Consider the following 16,727-nt stretch of genomic DNA (forward strand, 5'->3'; position numbering starts at 1 on the left):
GAGATCGTCGAATTGCTGATGGTTGACTGCCCAGAAGAACAGTCGCACCGCGACGATCACGATCACCAGGGTCACCGGTATCAGAACCAGCAGGATATTCATGCCGGCAACTCGCGGACACCCGTGCCCGGTCCGGAACGCTGCTCCGAAAGCGTGTCGTTCCTGCCCACCCGCAGTGCGTTCAACACCGCCACCAGCGAACTGAGCGACATGCCGATGCCGGCCAGCCACGGCGGCACCATGCCGAAGGCGGCAAACGGTACCGCGCAGAGGTTGTAGGCCAGCGCCCAGCGCCGGCTCTGGGCGGTGACCTGTTGCAGCTGGCGGGCGATCGAGCGGGCGTCGATCAGGCCACCGAGGCGCCCATCCATCAGCAGCAGGTCGGCGTGGGCCTGTGCCAGTTCGGTACCCGAGGCGAGCGCGGCCGACACATCGGCACCAGCCAGCAGCGGTGCGTCGTTGCTGCCGTCGCCGACTGCGAGTGTGGTGTGGCCAGGCGCGTGTGCGGCTTGCAGGCGCTGGAGCTTGTCCGCGGGCGCTTGCCGCGCGTGCCAGTCGGCGATGCCGAGGCGGTCGGCCATGGCCGCCACGCGACTGGTGGCGTCGCCGCTGGCCATGCTGATGGCCACGCCGTCGGCGCGCAGAAGACCCAGCACCTGGTGCGCGTCGGCGCGCGGTTGTTCGTCGAGATGGAAGGCTGCGATGGCGCCATCCGAATCGCTCAACAGCAAGGCATCGCTGGCGTGGGACGGACACGGATGACCGCTGGATGCCAGCGCAAACTCGGCGCGTCCCAGCCACAGTGCGCGACCGGCCACTTCGCCGCTGATACCCGCCCCGGCGGTCACCTGCACCGATTGCGCCTGCAGCGGCAATGCCTGCAGGCGCGCGGCGTCGGCCAATGCGCGAGTCAGCGGATGCGAGCTTTCATGCGCGAGTGCCGCCGCCAGCTGCAAGACAGACTCGACGCTGTCGCCGCGAAGCGGTTCCACCGCGCGGCGATCGAGTTGCGGCACGGTCAACGTGCCGGTCTTGTCGAACATCGCGTAATCGACTTCGGCCAGCCGACCGAGGGCGTCGCCGTTGGTGACCAGGACGCCGCGAGCGGCCAGCACACCCAGCGCACGGGTCAACGTGGCGGGCCGGGTCAGGGCGAACGCACACGGGCAAGCGACTACGAGTACCGCCACGGCCGATTCGAAGGCGCGGCCCGGGTCGACCAGCCACCAGCCCAGCGCGGTGAGCACGGTCAGGCCCAGCACGCGGGCGACGAAGCGACCGATCTCGCGGTCGCTGGCGGCCACCAGCGTGCGTGCCTGACGTGCGCGCGTGGCCAGTTCACCGAGACGTGCCAGCGTGGTACTCGTGCCACCGTGCTCCACGATCAGTTCGGCCGGACCGGACAGCAGCACGCTGCCAGCCACCAACCGTTCGCCGCGGACACGTCGAACCGGACGTGATTCGCCTGACAACAGGGCTTCGTCCAGACGAACGTCCGCGCTTTGCAGCACGCCGTCGGCCGGTACGCGGGTGCCTTCAGCAATGTGCACGCGATCGCCGGGTAGCAGGGTCATCGCCGGCACGGTCTCCAGGTCGCCATCCGCGCGCCGGCGTTCCGCCAGCAGCGGCGTTCCGTCGATCACCGCGTCGCCCATCGCCCCGCTGCGGTGGCGCGAGCGCAGTTCGAGGTAGCGGCCGCCCAGCAACAGGGTCACGAACATGGTGACGGAGTCGAAGTAGATCTCGCCGCTGCCACGCAGGGTATTGAACATGCTGGCGAGAAAGACCAACGCCACGGCCAGCGCCACGGGAACGTTGATGCCCAGTCGACGCTCGCGCAGTTCCTGCACCGCCCCGCGGAAGAACGGCAGGGCCGAGTAGAACACCACCGGCACGCTGGTCAGCAGCCCGAGCCAGCGGAACAGGTTGCGCGTGCTGAAGTCCACGAAGTCGACCACGCCGATGTAGATCACGAAGGCGTAGGTCATCACCTGCATCGAGCACATGCCGGCCACCAGCAGGCGTTTCAGTGCATCGTGTTGTTCCTGCGAACGGACATCGTCGATGCTGTCGTGCTGCAGGGGTTGCGCCGGGCAACCGGCCGACTCGAAATTCGCCAGCAGGGTAGGCAACGGCGTGCGGCCGGTGTCCAGCACCACCCGTACCCGTCGCGCCGGACGATCGATGGCGACGCGCTGCACGCCGGGCAGGGAGCGGATCAACTGTTCCATCCGCAGTATCCGGCGTGCATCGGTCAGTGATTCGACCGATAGCGCGATCTCGCTGCAACCGTCGCGGCGGGGGCGCAAGACCTGCGCGGCGAGTTGCGGATGGGCCCACGCCGCGTAGGTGTTCATTGCGGCGGGTCAGCGGTGGGCGGCGGCGCAGGGCTGCTGTGCGCGCTGACCGGTACGCCGAACACGGTGTGCGAGGTGTCCAGCGGAATGTCGGCATAGCGGTTGCCGACCACGATCAGCCACACACAACCTGCCATCGACGCCACGAACACGAAGATCCCCAGCCACGCGATGGGCTGCCGGTACCACGCCGATCCCTGGCGGGTGGACGGGTCATGGGCCGCGATCATTGGCCGGATGCGACATCTGGTAGACATAAGCGGCGATCACGTGGATCTGATCGTCATTCAGGCGCGGGCTCCACGCGGGCATGTGACCCTGGCGGCCTTCGCCGATGGTCTTTTCGATATCGGCCACGGTACCGCCGTGCAGCCAGATCTTGTCGGTGAGGTTGGGTGCGCCCAGTGCCGGGTTGCCCTTGCCTTCGGCACCGTGGCACGCCGCACAGGTGGCGAACAGGGGCTGGCCGGCGGCCGCCTTCGCGGCATCGTGCGGTGCACCGGACAGGCTCAGCACGTATTGCGCCAGGTTCTTCACGTTGTCCGCGCCGAGGCTGGCCCACGGCGGCATCACGCCACTGCGCCCGTCGTGGATCGAGGTGGTGATGTCGGTGCCGCTGCCACCGTACAGCCAGTCGTTGTCGGTGAGGTTCGGTGCACCGAGCAGGATGTTGCCGCGACCACTGCGCTGGTGGCAGGCCGCACAATTGTCCTCGAACAGGACCTTGCCCATCTGCAGTGCATCCGGGTCACCGGCCAGCTTTTCCACCGGATAAAGGCGGAAACGCTCCATCAGCGGCTCGAGTTTGGCATTGTTGGCGGCAACCTCCTGCTGCAGCTGGCCGTGCGAGGTCCAGTTCAGCGACCCCTTGTGGTTGCCGAAGCCCGGGTAAAGATAGAGATAGACGAATGCGGCAGCGAACATGCTGCCGGAAAACACGATCCACCAGCGCGGCAGCGCCTTCAGGCCTTCCAGAATCGTGCCGTGCGCCCACACGTGTCCGGTGGTTCCGTCGGGGCGGGTGGGGATCTTCGCCCGCGGTGCCCACAGATACAGAAGGAAGGTGATGCCCATGTTGAGCACCACCAGAAACATCACCCATAACGACCAGCCGCTGCTCATGGGCGGTCCTCCTTCGTGCGTACATCGGTTTCCGGCTCATCTTCCAGCGGCAGGTGCGCCATGCGGTTGAAGGTCGGCTTGTGATATTTGCGCCAGGCCCAGATCCAGATGCCGATGAAACTGATCATCATCAGCGCAATGAACACGCCGGCCACGTGACCCCAGATGGGATTGATGCTCATGGCGTGCCTCCGTCGCTGGCCGCGGCATTGGCTGCTGCAGTTGACGTCGGCTCGTTCTTGATGCCGAGGCCCTGCAGATAGGCAATCAGCGCGTCCAGTTCGGTCTTGCCTTCCACTGCAGCGGGGGCGCCGGCAATCTCGGCGTCGGAGTACGGATCGCCGAGGCGGCGCAATACGCGCATGCGTGCCTGCACGTCGGCCGCATCAATCTTGTTGTGCGCCAGCCATGGATAGGCCGGCATGTTTGATTGCGGAACCACCTGGCGCGGATCCATCAAGTGCATCCGCTGCCAGTCGTCGGAGTACTTGCCGCCCACCCGCGCCAGATCCGGGCCGGTGCGCTTGGAACCCCACTGGAACGGACGGTCGTAGACCGACTCCGCCGCGATCGAGTAATGACCATAGCGCTCGGTCTCGAAACGCAGCGCACGGATCATCTGCGAATGGCACAGGTAGCAGCCTTCGCGCACATAGACGTCCTTGCCGATCAGCCGCAGCGGGTCGTACGGCTTCACGCCCGGCGGCGCCTTCACCGAATGCGCCTCCATGAACAGTGGCGTGATCTCGGCCAGCCCGCCCAGCGAAACCATGATCGCGATCAGGACGGCGAGTAGCCCGACGTGTTTTTCAATTGCTTCGAAATGCTTGTAAGCCATGATTTGAGCTCTACGTGAAGAGTGCGGCCATGGATGGCCGCTGTTGGCTTTGCAAGACCGCGTTGCGTTCACAAAAACGAAACGTGGTCGACACGGCGATCATGGATGAGTGCATCAACCGATGTCCTCAGCCAGCGGCCGGCAGTGGCGCGGGTACCTGGTGCGGCACCGGCTCGGGGATGGGGACGGGAATGGGCTTGATCAGCCGCGCGCGGGCATCGGCGGCGGTATGCCACAGGTTCCACGCCATCACCCACATGCCCGACAGGATGCAAACGCCACCCAGCCAGCGAATGATGTACATCGGCTTGATCGCGATCAGGCTGTCCAGAAAACCGTAGGTCAGTGCGCCGTCCGGATTGGTCGCACGCCACATCAGTGCCTCGGTGACACCGGCCGTCCACATGGAGCCGACGTACAACAGCGTGCCGGTCATGTGCAGCCAGAAGTGCAGCTCCATGCTGGAACGTGAATGCATTTCAGGACGACCGAGTGCGCGCGGTGCCATGGCGTACAACGAGCCGATGGTGATCATCGCGACCCAGCCGAGCGAACCCGAATGCACGTGGGCAATCGTCCAGTCGGTGTAATGCGACAGTGAATTGACCGATTTGATCGCCATCATCGAGCCTTCGAACGTGGCGGCACCGTAGAACACCAGCGACATCACCATGAACTTGGCCGCGGGGTCGGTCTTCAACCGATGCCAGGACCCGTTGAAGGTGAGCAGACCGTTGGCCGCCGAACCCAGGCTGGGCATCAGCAGCACCAGCGAGAACGCCATGCCGACCGACTGCACCCAATCGGGCAGGGCGGTGTACATCAGGTGATGCGCTCCGGCCCACATGTAGACCGAGATCAGCGCCCAGAAATTGACGATCGAGAAGCGGTAGCTCCACAGCGGCTGCTGGGCCTGCCGCGGCACGAAGTAGTACATCATGCCGAGGAAGCCGGCGGTGAGGAAGAACGCCACCGCGTTGTGGCCGTACCACCACTGCACCATCGCATCGACCACGCCCGAGTAGATCGGATACGACTTGAACATCGATACCGGAATGGCGAGATTGTTGATGATATGCAGCAAGCCCACGGCAATGATGAACGCGCCGTAGTACCAGTTGGCCACGTAGATGTGCTTGATGCGTCGGCGTGCGAGGCTACCGAAGAACACCACGCCGAAACTGACCCAGACCACCGCGATCAGGATGTCGATGAACCATTCCGGCTCGGCGTATTCCTTGCTCTGGGTCAGACCCAGCGGCATCGTGGTCATCGCCAGCACGCAGACCAGTTGCCAACCCCAGAAAGTGAACCCGGCCAATTTGGTGAAGGCCAGTCGGGCATGCCCGGTACGCTGCACGACGTAGTAACAGGTACCCATCAGGGCCGAACCACCAAAGGCGAAGATCACGCCGAAAGTGTGATCCGGGCGGATCCGGCTGAAGGTCAGCCACGGGATCTCGAAATTGAGAGCAGGCCACATCAGTTCGGCGGCGGCGTAGACGCCGACGGACATGCCGATGATGCCCCATACGGCGGCGGCCAACAGGAACTGGCGCACGACCCTGTCGTTGTAATACTCGGTGTTCGGCATGGGGATTCCCGGCTGGATATCAGTGCAATTTTAGGCAAAGCATGAGGCGCCGTATTGACTCCGATCAAGTCGCTGCGGCAATTCGCCCACGTTTGACGACCCACGGAAACATCAAAGACGTCACCCGGTGCGACCAGCCTGCGCCGATTGGTCACGGAAGGGCAAGCCTGATCGGGTATTCTTGCCGGTATCGCCGCGAACCATCGCGACCTGTTATCCGGTTGATTCCATGAGTGAGATTGCTGCAGAGAAACCGCGTCCGGCCGGTCCGGCGTTGCGCCGTCCCAGCGTGCCGGTATCCATTGGCAAGGTGAAAGTCGGCGGTGGTGCACCGGTAGTGGTGCAGTCGATGACCAACACCGATACCGAGGACCCGGCCAGCACCGCAAAGCAGATCGCCGAGCTGGCCCGCGCCGGTTCCGAGCTGGTGCGCATCACGGTCAACACCCCTGCAGCGGCGGCCGCCGTGCCGCGCATTGTCGAGCGTCTGCAGATGATGGGCGTGGATGTGCCGATCGTCGGCGACTTCCACTACAACGGCCATCAACTGCTGGAACGCGAACCGGCCTGCGCCGAGGCGTTGGCGAAATATCGCATCAATCCCGGCAACGTGGGTTTCGGCAAGAAGCACGAAAGCCAGTTCGCATCGATCATCGAAAAGGCGTTGCGCTACGACAAGCCGGTGCGCATCGGCGCCAACTGGGGTTCGCTGGACCAGGGCATGGTCACCGCATTGATGGACGAAAACGCCCATCGCGCCGATCCGTGGGACGCCTCGCACGTGGCGCGCGAGGCGTTGATTCGCTCGGCGCTGGATTCGGCCGCGCTGGCCGAAAAGCTGGGGCTGCCGCGCGACCGCATCATCCTGTCGTGCAAGGTTTCCGGCGTGCAGGAACTGATCGCGGTGTATCGCGACCTCGCCACCCGCTGCAAGTATGCGTTGCACCTGGGGCTGACCGAGGCTGGCATGGGTTCCAAGGGCATCACCGCCTCCGCCGCTGCGCTGGCGGTGCTGCTGCAGGAAGGCATCGGCGATACCATCCGCATCTCGCTGACTCCCGAACCGGGTGCTTCGCGCACCGGCGAGGTGATCGTGGCGCAGGAGTTGCTGCAGACTATGGGCCTGCGTTCGTTCACGCCGCTGGTCACCGCCTGTCCCGGCTGCGGCCGCACCACCAGCGAGTTCTTCCAGGTGCTGGCCAAGACCGTGCAGGAGCATGTGCGCGAGCAGATGCCGCTGTGGCGGGTGAAGTACGACGGCGTGGAAAACCTGACCCTCGCGGTGATGGGTTGCATCGTCAACGGCCCGGGCGAATCCAAGCACGCCAACATCGGCATCTCGCTGCCGGGCAACGGCGAGGCGCCGGCCGCGCCGGTGTTCATCGATGGCGAGAAGGCGATGACCTTGCGTGGGGAGAATATTGCGGCCGAGTTCGTCGACATTCTCGATAGTTATGTTGAGCGGACCTATACGGCCCGGGCGAGCTGACCGGGAAGGTTGGCGACCGTGACGTCTATGCAATGCTCTCAATTGCATCTGCGGATCGGACCGGGCAGTCTAGGGATGGGGCGCACCTCAGGGGAGGACTCGCTTCGATTGCTTTCAACACATCCAGATGGTCGAACGACACGGAGGCGATATGAAGAAGCTACATTCGGCGATGATTGCCGGCGTGCTGCTTGCTTGCGGTGGATCCGCATTCGCAGCTGCGCCACAGACACCAGTGCCCGAAACACAAGCAGACCAGGCACGGCCCATGGCTGTGGTTGTATCCGTGAGTGAGCAGGGGCGTGTTTCCAGGATCCGCTACGCAGAGAAGCTTCCCGACAGCCTGCAAAAGCTGTTGAAGACCACTATCTCCAAGTGGATCACCAAGCCCGCCGTGAAGAATGGTCGCCATGTCGAGAGCCAGGTGCTCATGACGGTGCAATTGCATACCGAGCCCGCTGCCGATGGGCAGAAACAGGCCTATTTTTCCTATGTTTCCAGCGAAGCCATGCGCAACACCAGCGACTGGAAACTGGTTGACGGACACGTCATCTACACTGGCAAGGAATATGTCCGTGAGCGCGGTGGCGTCGATCCGCCACGCTGGGAGAACCACCCAGTTGCCCCGCCGCCCTCGCCACCGTCAGGGTCCGGGAAGAGCACAGGCCAAGCCTGAGAAAGTTTGAATCAGTAGCTCGGCAGTTCAAGTGGGGATAGCCAACTGCCGGGCTTTTCTGAGAAAGATCCGAGATCGGCCAGTTGAGTCAGAAATTCCGTTCGGGGTATTTCCCTGGCACCAAGGCTCAACGTGTGGTCATTGGCAACTTGGGCGTCGATCAATGGAAAGCCGCGCGCACGCAGCAAGCCTGCCAAGACCATCAGCGCTGATTTCGAGGCATTGCTTTCGCGGCTGAACATTGATTCGCCGCAAAACATGCGGCCAACCGTCACCCCATAGATGCCGCCCATCAGTCGCGCGCCATCCCAGACTTCCACGCTGTGTGCGTGGCCCTGCTCATGAAGCTGTCCGTAGGCCTGAATCATTTTCGGGCCGATCCATGTGCCTGAATCACTGCTTCGGGGTTCGGCGCAGGCCTTCATGACCTGGTGAAACGCGCGATCAGCGGTGAAAGTCCAGCGCTTTTTTGCAAGCGTGCGCCTCAGGCTTCGGTTGGCATTGAGGTCGGCCGTATGAAAAACGCAGCGCGGATCCGGCGACCACCAAAGAATCGGCTCACCCTCGCTGAACCACGGAAAGATGCCCTGACTGTAAGCCGCCAGCAGCCGTCGCGGCGACAGGTCACCGCCGAACGCTAGCAGGCCATTCGGTTCGGTCAGTGCACTGGACGGGTCGGGGAAGCGATCCCATGCATCGGCGTCGAGCAGCGGCAGGCGAATCATGGTTTGGCAGTATCGCGATTGGCGTAGGGGCTGTGCTGCCGCAATTCGGCGGCATAGGCGTCGACGGCCTGGACTTCACCGAGCAGCGCATTGGCCACGGCCGCGCGGAAGTCCGGGTTGACCAGGTAGTGGCGCGAGTGCGTGCGCGCCGGCAGAAAGCCACGCGCCAGCTTGTGCTCGCCCTGGGCGCCGGGCTCGAGGCGCTGCAGTCCGCGGGTGATAGCGTACTCGATGCCGCGGTAGTAGCACAGCTCGAAATGCAGGCCCGGTACATCCATCGACGCGCCCCAGTAACGGCCATACAGCACGTTGCCGCCTTCGACGAACAGCGCCATCGCCACGATGAGCTCGCCGTCGCGGGCCAGCGCCAGTTGCACGGCGGAGCCCAGTTCGCCGAGGCGGTGGAAGAACGCGGCCGTCAGCGCTGCATGGTTGCCTTTCATGTCGAAAGTGGCTTCGTACAGCGCGTGAATGCGCTGCCACTCGGCGTGATCCAGGCTGTCGCCGCTGCGCCATTCGATGGTCAGGCCGCTGGCCTCTACCTGGGCACGTTCGCGCAAGATGTTCTTGCGCTTCTTGTGATTCAGCGCGGCGAGGAAATCGGGGAAGTGACGATAGCCATGGTTGTGCCAGTGGAACTGCACGTCCGAGCGCACCAGCCAGTCCGCGTCGAATGCACCCAATTCGTCCGTTTGCAGGAAGTTGGCGTGGATCGACGACAGGCCCAGCCGGGCGGCTTCGCGTCGCATCGCTTCGACCAGTTCGCGCTGCAGTGTCGGTGTACGTTCGCTGTGTCCAGCCAGCAGGCGCGGGCCGGGCACCGGTGAGTAGGGCACACCGTTCAACAGTTTGGGGTAGTACTGGCCGCCGGCGCGCTCCCACGCACTGGCCCAGCTCCAGTCGAACACGAACTCGCCGTGCGAGTTGCCCTTCAGGTACAGCGGCGCGGCGGCGACCAGGCGATCGTTTTCATACAGGGCCAGGTGGTGGGCCTGCCAGCCCCAGTCCGGGCGGATGCAATCGCTACCTTCCAGCAGTGCCAGGAAGGCGTGCGAAACGAAGGGATTGGGATCCGCACGCAAGCCATCCCATGCCGCGGCATCGATCTCGGCGATGCGCTCGTGGAAGCGCACCTGCCATGACGAATCCATACGATTCATGGGCTGCACGTGGGCCAGTCGGCGATCTCGACCAGCCGCTGCTGGTCGCTTTCCAGCACCATCGCCTTGGCGCTGAAAAGCAGCGCCCGCTCGGCATGCATTGCCGCTGGCTCGCGATACGGCGGATAACCAAGCCGGCCCAGCGCCTCCAGCGACTTTTGCAGCCTGATTCCGACTTCGAGCATGCCGGCCGCATCGCGCACCAGGGGCGCATAGACGTCCTCGAAGCAGTCGCTTTCGTCCAGCGCGCGGACATGGACGCGAGGGTACCGCGGTTCTGCGGGGGCCGCGTTCGCAATACCTTCGGCCCAGCCACACATGAGTCGGGTGACCGTGCCGATGATGTCGATCGCGGTGCCCGGATCGTTGATGGCTGGCGACAGCGCGCGCTGGGCGATCTCGGTCAGCACCACCAGGCCGAAGCGCGGGTCCTGGTCGAAATTGCGCAGGTCCTCGACCACGAAGGCGTCGGCGAATTGCGTGGCAACGTCGTTGTCGACCGCGTGCGACAACCGGGCCAATTGCTGGTCGGGCGTGACGAAGCGACCAGCCGCCACCTCGGCCCACACGTCCACATCGGCTTGTTCAGCGAGCTGATGCAGTCGACCCACGTCGATATAGGTGACGTAGCCAATTCGCTGCCCGCAAATGCCGGCTGCGTTGGCCGGCGGCTCGATCCATGGTTGTGCATGGAGATGGCGAGCGGCGAGCAGGGTCTTCATGGCGTCGCGGGTTGCCTGTTCGACCCGGTCGATGGTTTCGCTGACCCGGCCCAATCGGGAAATCTGATCGATCCAGCGCAGCAGCGTCACCACGATCATGAGGATCATCATGATCGTCGCCGCGAACAGGATCAGTCGTCCGCTGTCGCCGTAGATGCCGGTGCTGAGTGCAATCAGGCCGACGATGCTGAACAGGAAGGCGCCGATGAAGCTGGCCAGTGCTCGTTGCGACCCGGAGTCCTCGATCAGCAAAGTGGATGCGCGAGGCGTGGCATTGCTGCTGGCGGCGGCATATGCCGCCACCATCGTCGATAGCGAGAACGTGGTCACCGCCAGCATGCTGGAGGCGAGGATGCCGAGGATATTGCCCACCGCCGACACGCCGATCTGCGCCGCCACGCTGGACGGGATCAGCGATTTCGCAAACGTGCCGATCAGCGCACTGGCCACGCCAAAGGCGCCGTACAGCGCCGAGCGGAACCACAGCCGTCGTCCGGTGCGAACGATCAGCAGGCGCCACTTGGCATTCATCGAGGGGATCCGGCCATCATGGAGTCATTGTGCCTGCTGGCCGGGCGTTCTGCGAAGCCGTGGCTGCGGCGTGGCTGCTGCCACGCCGCGATCGTGCCGTCACGCCTTGGCGGGTGTCTGCTGGTCAAGCCAGCGTTCGGCATCCAGTGCGGCCATGCAGCCGAACCCGGCCGAGGTGACCGCCTGGCGGTAGACATGGTCGGCCACGTCGCCGGCGGCAAACACGCCCGGCACCGAGGTCATCGTGGCCATGCCGCCCTGGCCGCTGTGGATCTTGATGTAGCCGTCGTGCATGTCGAGCTGGCCTTCGAAGATGCCGGTGTTCGGCGTATGGCCGATCGCCACGAAGAAGCCGGTGGACTCGATGTCGCGGGTGGCCCCGGAGTTGACGTCCTTCACGCGCACGCCGGTGACGCCGGTGTCGTCACCCAGCACTTCGTCGATGGTGTGGTTCCAGACCAGCTCGATCTTGCCGGCGGCGGCCTTCTCGAACAGCTTGTCCTGCATGATCTTTTCGGCCCGCAGCTTGTCGCGGCGATGCACCAGGTAAACCTTGCGGCAGATGTTGGCCAGGTACAGCGCTTCCTCGACGGCCGTGTTGCCGCCGCCGATCACCACCACGTCCTGATCGCGGAAGAAGAAGCCGTCGCAGGTTGCGCAGGCGGAGACGCCCTTGCCCTTGAACTTCTCCTCACTGGCGATGCCCAGGTACTTCGCGGTGGCGCCGGTGGTGATGATCAGCGCGTCGGCGGTGTACTCGCCGGAATCGCCCTTGAGCCGGAACGGGCGCTGTTTCAGGTCCGCCGTGTGGATGTGGTCGAAGATCATCTCGGTGTGGAAACGTTCGGCGTGCTCGGCCATGCGCTGCATCAGCGCCGGGCCCTGCAGGCCCTCCACGTCACCGGGCCAGTTGTCGACGTCGGTGGTGGTCATCAACTGGCCACCCTGCTGCAGGCCCGTGATCATGGTCGGCTTCAGGTTGGCGCGCGCCGCGTACACCGCAGCGGTGTAACCGGCGGGGCCGGAGCCGAGGATCAGCAGGCGGCTGTGCTTGAGGGTGCTCATGGTTATAATCCTTGGGTTTGCTGGTGACTTGAGTGGCTGTTCGTTCCAGCCCCTGCTGTGGCTTCACCGCCATGCGGGCTTGCGGACGACAAAGCGCACGAACCCCGGAAGGATGGGGAATACGAGGCACCGATTCAAGGTACCGGCAGATCAACGACACCACCGCGGCAGCTGCGCGATGGATTTACAACGTGTTCCCACAGGATTCTTTTTCCCATGCGTATCGGTATCCCCTCCGAAACCAAGACCCTTGAAGGTCGTGTTGCCCTCGTTCCTGCCGCTGCCGCCGACCTGGTTCGCCGTGGCCATGAAGTGTTCATTCAGTCCGGTGCCGGCCTGAAGAGCGGTTTTGCCGATGAGGCCTACGTCAAGGAAGGCATCAAGATCGTGGCGGACGCCGCTGCGCTGTACGAGGCGGGCGAGCTGATCGTCAAGGTGAAGGAGCCGATCGCCGGTGACCTGGCCCTGCTGAAGAAGCATCACCTGCTGTTCTGCTACCTGCATCTGGCGGCGGAGCCGGAACTGACCAAGAGCCTGCTCGAGATCGGCCTGACCGGCGTGGCGTTCGAATCGGTGGAAGAGAACGGCGGCCTGCCGCTGCTGCTGCCGATGTCGGTGATCGCCGGCCGCATTGCCACCCAGATCGGCACCACGCTGCTGCATCGTCCGCAGGGTGGCAAGGGCAAGCTGCTGGGCGGCATGGCCTCGACCCCGCGTGGCAAGGTGGTGGTGCTGGGCGGTGGCGCGGCAGGCAAGGCCGCGGCGTCGCTGGCGGCGGCTGCCGGCGCGCGCGTGGTGGTGTTCGACAAGCGCCAGGATCGCCTGGCTGAAATGATGGAACTGGGTCCGAATGTCACCGCGCTGTATGCCTACGAGTCGACCGTGGCCGAGGAAGTGCGCGACGCCGACATCGTGGTCGGCGCGGTGCTGGTGCCCAGCGCCAAGGCGCCGCGCGTGGTTACCGAAGCGATGGTCAAGACGATGGAGCCGGGCAGCGTGCTGGTGGACATCGCGATCGACCAGGGCGGCTGCTTCGAGACCTCGAAGCCCACCACCTGGAAGGAGCCGACCTACGACGTGCATGGCGTCACCCACTTCTGCGTGACCAACATGCCCGGCGCGGTGCCGCAGACCTCGTCGTTGGCGATCTCCGCCGCGATCCTGCCGTACGTGCAGCGTCTGGCGGCCGGCAACGAATGGCGCGAGTTCGAGCCGCTGAAGGTCGGCATCAATGTCGACGGCGGCAAGCTGGTGCATCCGGCGCTGCAAGGTATGCTCTGAGCCTTGGCAGGCAGGAAGGGGGCACCCAAGGTGGCGCGAAGCGCGAATGTGAAGCAAGAACCGAGGGTTGCCCTCAGCGATGAGTTGAAGCGCCGGCTGCGTGAAGCCGGCGCCTTGTTGCTGCTGCCACTGGCGCTGTACCTGCTGGTGTGCCTGTTCAGTTACAACCCGCATGATCCCAGCTGGACCAATGCGGGCCAGCTGGAACATGCGCACAATTTCGGCGGTACGGTCGGCTCCTACATCGCCGACTTGCTGCGCTGGATCTTCGGCTTGGTGGCTTATTGCTTCCCGCTGCTGCTGTTTCTACTGGGCGTGCAGGTGCTGCGTCAGCGTGGCGACAACCGCGTGGTGCATCCGTGGGAACCGGCGCTGCGGCTGATCGGCTTCGTGTTCTTTTTCATCACGGGCCCGGCGCTGCTGTACCTCAACTTTCATGATGAACCGGTGTTGCCCCAGGGTGTCGGCGGCATCATCGGGGTGTGGACGGGTGATGCACTGCTCAGCGCATTTGGTGCCAAGGGCGCGCCATTGCTGTTGCTGGCGCTGTTCCTGATCGCGGTGACCCTGGCGACCGGCTTGTCGTGGTTCCGGTTGATGGACTGGACCGGGCAGGGCGTGCTGAAGTTGGTCGGCTGGCTGCGTGGCAAGCTGCGCGAAGCACCGCAGGCCAAGGCTGCGCGACAGGCGCGTACCGAGCGTGACGTGGTCAAGAAGGCCGATGCGGTGAAGCAGGCCCGGCGCGAACCGGTGCGTATCGAGGCGCCCCCGGCGCCGGTGACGCGCAGCGAGCGGGCCAAGTTGGAAACACAGATTCCGCTGTTCGTCGGCGCGGCCACGCCGGGCGAACTGCCGCCGCTCTCGCTGCTGGACGAGGCGCCGCCGCAGGGGCCGGGCTACTCCGAGGAGACCCTCGAAGTGCTCTCGCGCCAGGTCGAGTTCAAGCTCAAGGACTTCAAGATCGACGTGAAGGTGGTCGGTGCCTATCCGGGGCCGGTGATCACCCGCTTCGAGATGGAACCGGCGCCCGGCATCCGTGGCTCGCAGGTGTCGAGCCTGGACAAGGACATCGCCCGCGGCCTGTCCGTGGTCAGCGTGCGCGTGGTCGACGTGATTCCCGGCAAAAACGTGATCGGGCTGGAGATTCCCAACACGCACAAGCAGATCGTGTACCTGTCGGAGATCCTGCGTTCGGACAAGTACGACCAGATGAAATCGCCGCTGGCGCTGGCGCTGGGCAAGGACATCGGCGGCAAGCCGATCGTGGTCGACCTCGGCAAGATGCCGCATCTGCTGGTGGCCGGTACCACCGGTTCCGGCAAGTCGGTGGCCGTGAACGCGATGGTGCTCAGCCTGCTGTACAAGGCCAGCGCGAAAGACGTGCGCATGATCATGATCGACCCGAAGATGCTGGAGCTCTCGGTGTACGAGGGCATCCCGCACCTGCTGGCGCCGGTGGTCACCGACATGAAGGAAGCCGCCAACGCGCTGCGCTGGTGCGTCGCCGAAATGGAGCGTCGTTACAAGCTGATGGCCGCCGTGGGCGTGCGCAACCTGGCCGGCTTCAACAAGAAGGTGAAGGACGCCGAGAACGCCGGTCAGCCGCTGCTGGACCCGTTGTTCCGGCCCAATCCGGAGATGCCGAATCTGGCCGCCGAGCCGCTGGAGCCGCTGCCGTACATCGTGATCATCATCGACGAGTTCGCCGACATGATGATGATCGTCGGCAAGAAGGTGGAGGAGCTTATCGCCCGCCTCGCGCAGAAGGCCCGCGCCGCCGGCGTGCACCTGATCCTGGCCACCCAGCGTCCGTCGGTGGACGTGATCACCGGCCTGATCAAGGCGAACATCCCCACCCGCATCGCGTTCCAGGTGTCGAGCAAGATCGATTCGCGCACGATTCTTGACCAGTCCGGCGCCGAAGCCCTGCTCGGTCATGGCGACATGCTGTACCTGCCGCCGGGCACCGCCACGCCCGAACGCGTGCACGGCGCCTTCGTCGATGACCACGAGGTGCATGGCGTGGTCAACTGGCTGAAATCGCAGGGCGCGCCGAACTACGTCGAAGGCGTGCTGGAAGAAGTGCAGGCCACCAGCGACGGCAAGTTCATCAATGATTCGGGCCTGCCGCAGGAGGGCGAGGAAGGTGGTGACGCCGATGCCCAGCTCTACGACAAGGCCGTGGCCGTGGTCACGCAGACGCGGCGTGCCTCGATTTCCGGTGTGCAGCGGCATTTGCGCATCGGCTACAACCGTGCCGCGCGACTGGTCGAGCAGATGGAACAGGACGGCGTGGTCAGTGCCCCGCAGCACAACGGCAACCGCGAAGTGCTGGCACCGCCGCCACCCAAAAATTGATGCGGACGTAGGGCAGCACTGCCCGCGCCGGCCATTGCTCTGCATTTCCACGTGGCCAGAGCGGCGGGCAGTGCGCGCCCTACAGGTCGGTTAAGCCAGTGCTGTTCACAATGGCGCCTTTCATTACGTTCCGGGGAATCCGATGAAACGTTTCATGCTTGCCTTGTCCGCTGTCGTGCTGACGGTGTCGTTGAGCGGCGTGGCGCAGGCCGCCACCGGTCCGGCGCGCGCACGGCTGGATGCTTTCGCCACCGGCCTGCATTCGCTCACCGGCGATTTCAGCCAGACCTTGACCGACATCAACGGCAGCACCAGCAAGAACAGCTCAGGCACGCTGGCCCTGCAGGCGCCGCGGCAGTTCCGCTGGGATACGCTGAAGCCGTACCAGCAGACCATCGTCGCCGACGGCAGCCGGGTGTGGATGTACGACCCGGAGCTGGAACAGGTAACCGTGCGCGTCCAGAGCAGCGAGGAAGCGCACAGCCCGCTGACCGTGCTGACCGACGTCAAGCAACTGGACAAGAACTTCAAGGTCGCGGAGCAGGGCGAGCACGACGGCCTCATCTGGCTGCGACTCAGCTCCACCGCGAAAGACCCGCAGTTTGATTACGCCGACCTGGGCTTTGACGCGAACGGTCTTGCGCGGATGAAGTTCCGCGACCAGCTTGGTTCCACCACCGACATCCGTTTCTCCCACTGGCAGCGCAACGCACCGATTCCGCCGGCCACCTTCAACTTTGTGCCGCCGAAGGGTGCGGACGTGATCGGCGATCTGCCGGTGATCACCACCCAGCCGCTGAAAGACTGAG

15 protein-coding genes and 1 pseudogene are annotated in these 16,727 nt (G+C 64.5%); 5 read left to right on the top strand and 11 right to left on the bottom strand.

From position 1 onward, the window contains the following. Positions 1 to 30: 30 nt before the first annotated feature. The 7 genes and pseudogenes from ACVWWQ_RS01095 to ccoN all read right to left on the bottom strand — a co-directional run. Positions 31 to 102 (bottom strand): annotated as a pseudogene (locus tag ACVWWQ_RS01095) (cbb3-type cytochrome oxidase assembly protein); the annotation flags it as partial. After that, positions 99 to 2,357: a heavy metal translocating P-type ATPase gene (locus ACVWWQ_RS01100; protein ID WP_133950571.1), complete on the bottom strand. Its 2,259-nt coding sequence runs from the start codon at positions 2,355 to 2,357 to the stop codon at positions 99 to 101. The pseudogene ACVWWQ_RS01095 and the gene ACVWWQ_RS01100, both read right to left, overlap by 4 nt. Further along, positions 2,354 to 2,587 (bottom strand): hypothetical protein, encoded by a 234-nt coding sequence (locus ACVWWQ_RS01105; protein ID WP_133950569.1) that lies wholly within the window; start codon positions 2,585 to 2,587, stop codon positions 2,354 to 2,356. Before ACVWWQ_RS01105 ends, ACVWWQ_RS01100 begins: the two co-directional genes overlap by 4 nt. Then, the gene (ccoP, locus tag ACVWWQ_RS01110) at positions 2,571 to 3,479 is read right to left on the bottom strand and encodes a cytochrome-c oxidase, cbb3-type subunit III (RefSeq protein ID WP_133950567.1); all 909 of its coding nucleotides are present in this window, start codon (positions 3,477 to 3,479) and stop codon (positions 2,571 to 2,573) included. The genes ACVWWQ_RS01105 and ccoP overlap by 17 nt, the downstream gene beginning before the upstream one ends. Further along, positions 3,476 to 3,661, bottom strand: coding sequence for a cbb3-type cytochrome c oxidase subunit 3 (locus tag ACVWWQ_RS01115; protein ID WP_133950565.1), 186 nt, complete (start codon positions 3,659 to 3,661; stop codon positions 3,476 to 3,478). Before ACVWWQ_RS01115 ends, ccoP begins: the two co-directional genes overlap by 4 nt. Next, positions 3,658 to 4,317, bottom strand: a complete 660-nt coding sequence (ccoO, locus tag ACVWWQ_RS01120; protein ID WP_099652271.1) for a cytochrome-c oxidase, cbb3-type subunit II — start codon at positions 4,315 to 4,317, stop codon at positions 3,658 to 3,660. Before ccoO ends, ACVWWQ_RS01115 begins: the two co-directional genes overlap by 4 nt. 127 nt (positions 4,318 to 4,444) lie before the next feature. Then, entirely contained in the window at positions 4,445 to 5,911 is a 1,467-nt protein-coding gene (ccoN, locus tag ACVWWQ_RS01125) for a cytochrome-c oxidase, cbb3-type subunit I (protein ID WP_099652270.1), read from the bottom strand. A gap of 229 nt (positions 5,912 to 6,140) precedes the next feature. Between ccoN and ispG the strand changes: the two genes are divergently transcribed. After that, positions 6,141 to 7,400: a flavodoxin-dependent (E)-4-hydroxy-3-methylbut-2-enyl-diphosphate synthase gene (ispG, locus tag ACVWWQ_RS01130; RefSeq protein ID WP_099652269.1), complete on the top strand. Its 1,260-nt coding sequence runs from the start codon at positions 6,141 to 6,143 to the stop codon at positions 7,398 to 7,400. Positions 7,401 to 7,551: 151 nt separating this feature from the next. Beyond that, entirely contained in the window at positions 7,552 to 8,076 is a 525-nt protein-coding gene (locus ACVWWQ_RS01135) for a hypothetical protein (RefSeq protein WP_133950563.1), read from the top strand. An 11-nt stretch (positions 8,077 to 8,087) separates the two neighbouring features. Here the strand turns inward: ACVWWQ_RS01135 and aat are convergent, their stop codons facing one another. The 4 genes from aat to trxB all read right to left on the bottom strand — a co-directional run bounded on the left by aat (position 8,088) and on the right by trxB (position 12,279). Further along, positions 8,088 to 8,801: a leucyl/phenylalanyl-tRNA--protein transferase gene (aat, locus tag ACVWWQ_RS01140; protein ID WP_133950561.1), complete on the bottom strand. Its 714-nt coding sequence runs from the start codon at positions 8,799 to 8,801 to the stop codon at positions 8,088 to 8,090. Further along, positions 8,798 to 9,961, bottom strand: coding sequence for a GNAT family N-acetyltransferase (locus tag ACVWWQ_RS01145; RefSeq protein ID WP_208321615.1), 1,164 nt, complete (start codon positions 9,959 to 9,961; stop codon positions 8,798 to 8,800). The genes aat and ACVWWQ_RS01145 overlap by 4 nt, the downstream gene beginning before the upstream one ends. Next, positions 9,958 to 11,214, bottom strand: a complete 1,257-nt coding sequence (locus tag ACVWWQ_RS01150; protein WP_133950559.1) for a DUF2254 domain-containing protein — start codon at positions 11,212 to 11,214, stop codon at positions 9,958 to 9,960. The genes ACVWWQ_RS01145 and ACVWWQ_RS01150 overlap by 4 nt, the downstream gene beginning before the upstream one ends. A 99-nt stretch (positions 11,215 to 11,313) precedes the next feature. Beyond that, positions 11,314 to 12,279, bottom strand: coding sequence for a thioredoxin-disulfide reductase (trxB, locus tag ACVWWQ_RS01155; protein WP_099652264.1), 966 nt, complete (start codon positions 12,277 to 12,279; stop codon positions 11,314 to 11,316). A 216-nt stretch (positions 12,280 to 12,495) separates the two neighbouring features. Here trxB and ald point away from each other — a divergent pair, with 216 nt between their 5' ends. The 3 genes from ald to lolA all read left to right on the top strand — a co-directional run bounded on the left by ald (position 12,496) and on the right by lolA (position 16,726). After that, positions 12,496 to 13,560, top strand: coding sequence for an alanine dehydrogenase (gene ald, locus ACVWWQ_RS01160; RefSeq protein ID WP_099652263.1), 1,065 nt, complete (start codon positions 12,496 to 12,498; stop codon positions 13,558 to 13,560). 30 nt (positions 13,561 to 13,590) lie between these two features. Continuing rightward, the gene (locus tag ACVWWQ_RS01165; protein ID WP_133950557.1) at positions 13,591 to 15,918 is read left to right on the top strand and encodes a DNA translocase FtsK; all 2,328 of its coding nucleotides are present in this window, start codon (positions 13,591 to 13,593) and stop codon (positions 15,916 to 15,918) included. 142 nt (positions 15,919 to 16,060) lie between these two features. Beyond that, positions 16,061 to 16,726 (top strand): outer membrane lipoprotein chaperone LolA, encoded by a 666-nt coding sequence (gene lolA, locus ACVWWQ_RS01170; protein ID WP_099652261.1) that lies wholly within the window; start codon positions 16,061 to 16,063, stop codon positions 16,724 to 16,726. The last annotated feature ends 1 nt before the right edge of the window (position 16,727 follow it).

This window comes from Rhodanobacter sp. TND4EL1, assembly GCF_054061035.1.

Bases quoted from the DNA above. Each gene is read 5' to 3' on its own strand.
- ald (WP_099652263.1), top strand. From the start codon at position 12,496: ATGCGTATCGGTATCCCCTCCGAAACCAAGACCCTTGAAGGTCGTGTT.
- ACVWWQ_RS01100 (WP_133950571.1), bottom strand. From the start codon at position 2,357: ATGAACACCTACGCGGCGTGGGCCCATCCGCAACTCGCCGCGCAGGTC.
- ACVWWQ_RS01145 (WP_208321615.1), bottom strand. From the start codon at position 9,961: ATGAATCGTATGGATTCGTCATGGCAGGTGCGCTTCCACGAGCGCATC.
- aat (WP_133950561.1), bottom strand. From the start codon at position 8,801: ATGATTCGCCTGCCGCTGCTCGACGCCGATGCATGGGATCGCTTCCCC.
- ACVWWQ_RS01115 (WP_133950565.1), bottom strand. From the start codon at position 3,661: ATGAGCATCAATCCCATCTGGGGTCACGTGGCCGGCGTGTTCATTGCG.
- ccoN (WP_099652270.1), bottom strand. From the start codon at position 5,911: ATGCCGAACACCGAGTATTACAACGACAGGGTCGTGCGCCAGTTCCTG.
- ACVWWQ_RS01105 (WP_133950569.1), bottom strand. From the start codon at position 2,587: ATGATCGCGGCCCATGACCCGTCCACCCGCCAGGGATCGGCGTGGTAC.
- ccoO (WP_099652271.1), bottom strand. From the start codon at position 4,317: ATGGCTTACAAGCATTTCGAAGCAATTGAAAAACACGTCGGGCTACTC.
- ACVWWQ_RS01135 (WP_133950563.1), top strand. From the start codon at position 7,552: ATGAAGAAGCTACATTCGGCGATGATTGCCGGCGTGCTGCTTGCTTGC.
- ACVWWQ_RS01150 (WP_133950559.1), bottom strand. From the start codon at position 11,214: ATGAATGCCAAGTGGCGCCTGCTGATCGTTCGCACCGGACGACGGCTG.
- lolA (WP_099652261.1), top strand. From the start codon at position 16,061: ATGAAACGTTTCATGCTTGCCTTGTCCGCTGTCGTGCTGACGGTGTCG.
- trxB (WP_099652264.1), bottom strand. From the start codon at position 12,279: ATGAGCACCCTCAAGCACAGCCGCCTGCTGATCCTCGGCTCCGGCCCC.
- ccoP (WP_133950567.1), bottom strand. From the start codon at position 3,479: ATGAGCAGCGGCTGGTCGTTATGGGTGATGTTTCTGGTGGTGCTCAAC.
- ispG (WP_099652269.1), top strand. From the start codon at position 6,141: ATGAGTGAGATTGCTGCAGAGAAACCGCGTCCGGCCGGTCCGGCGTTG.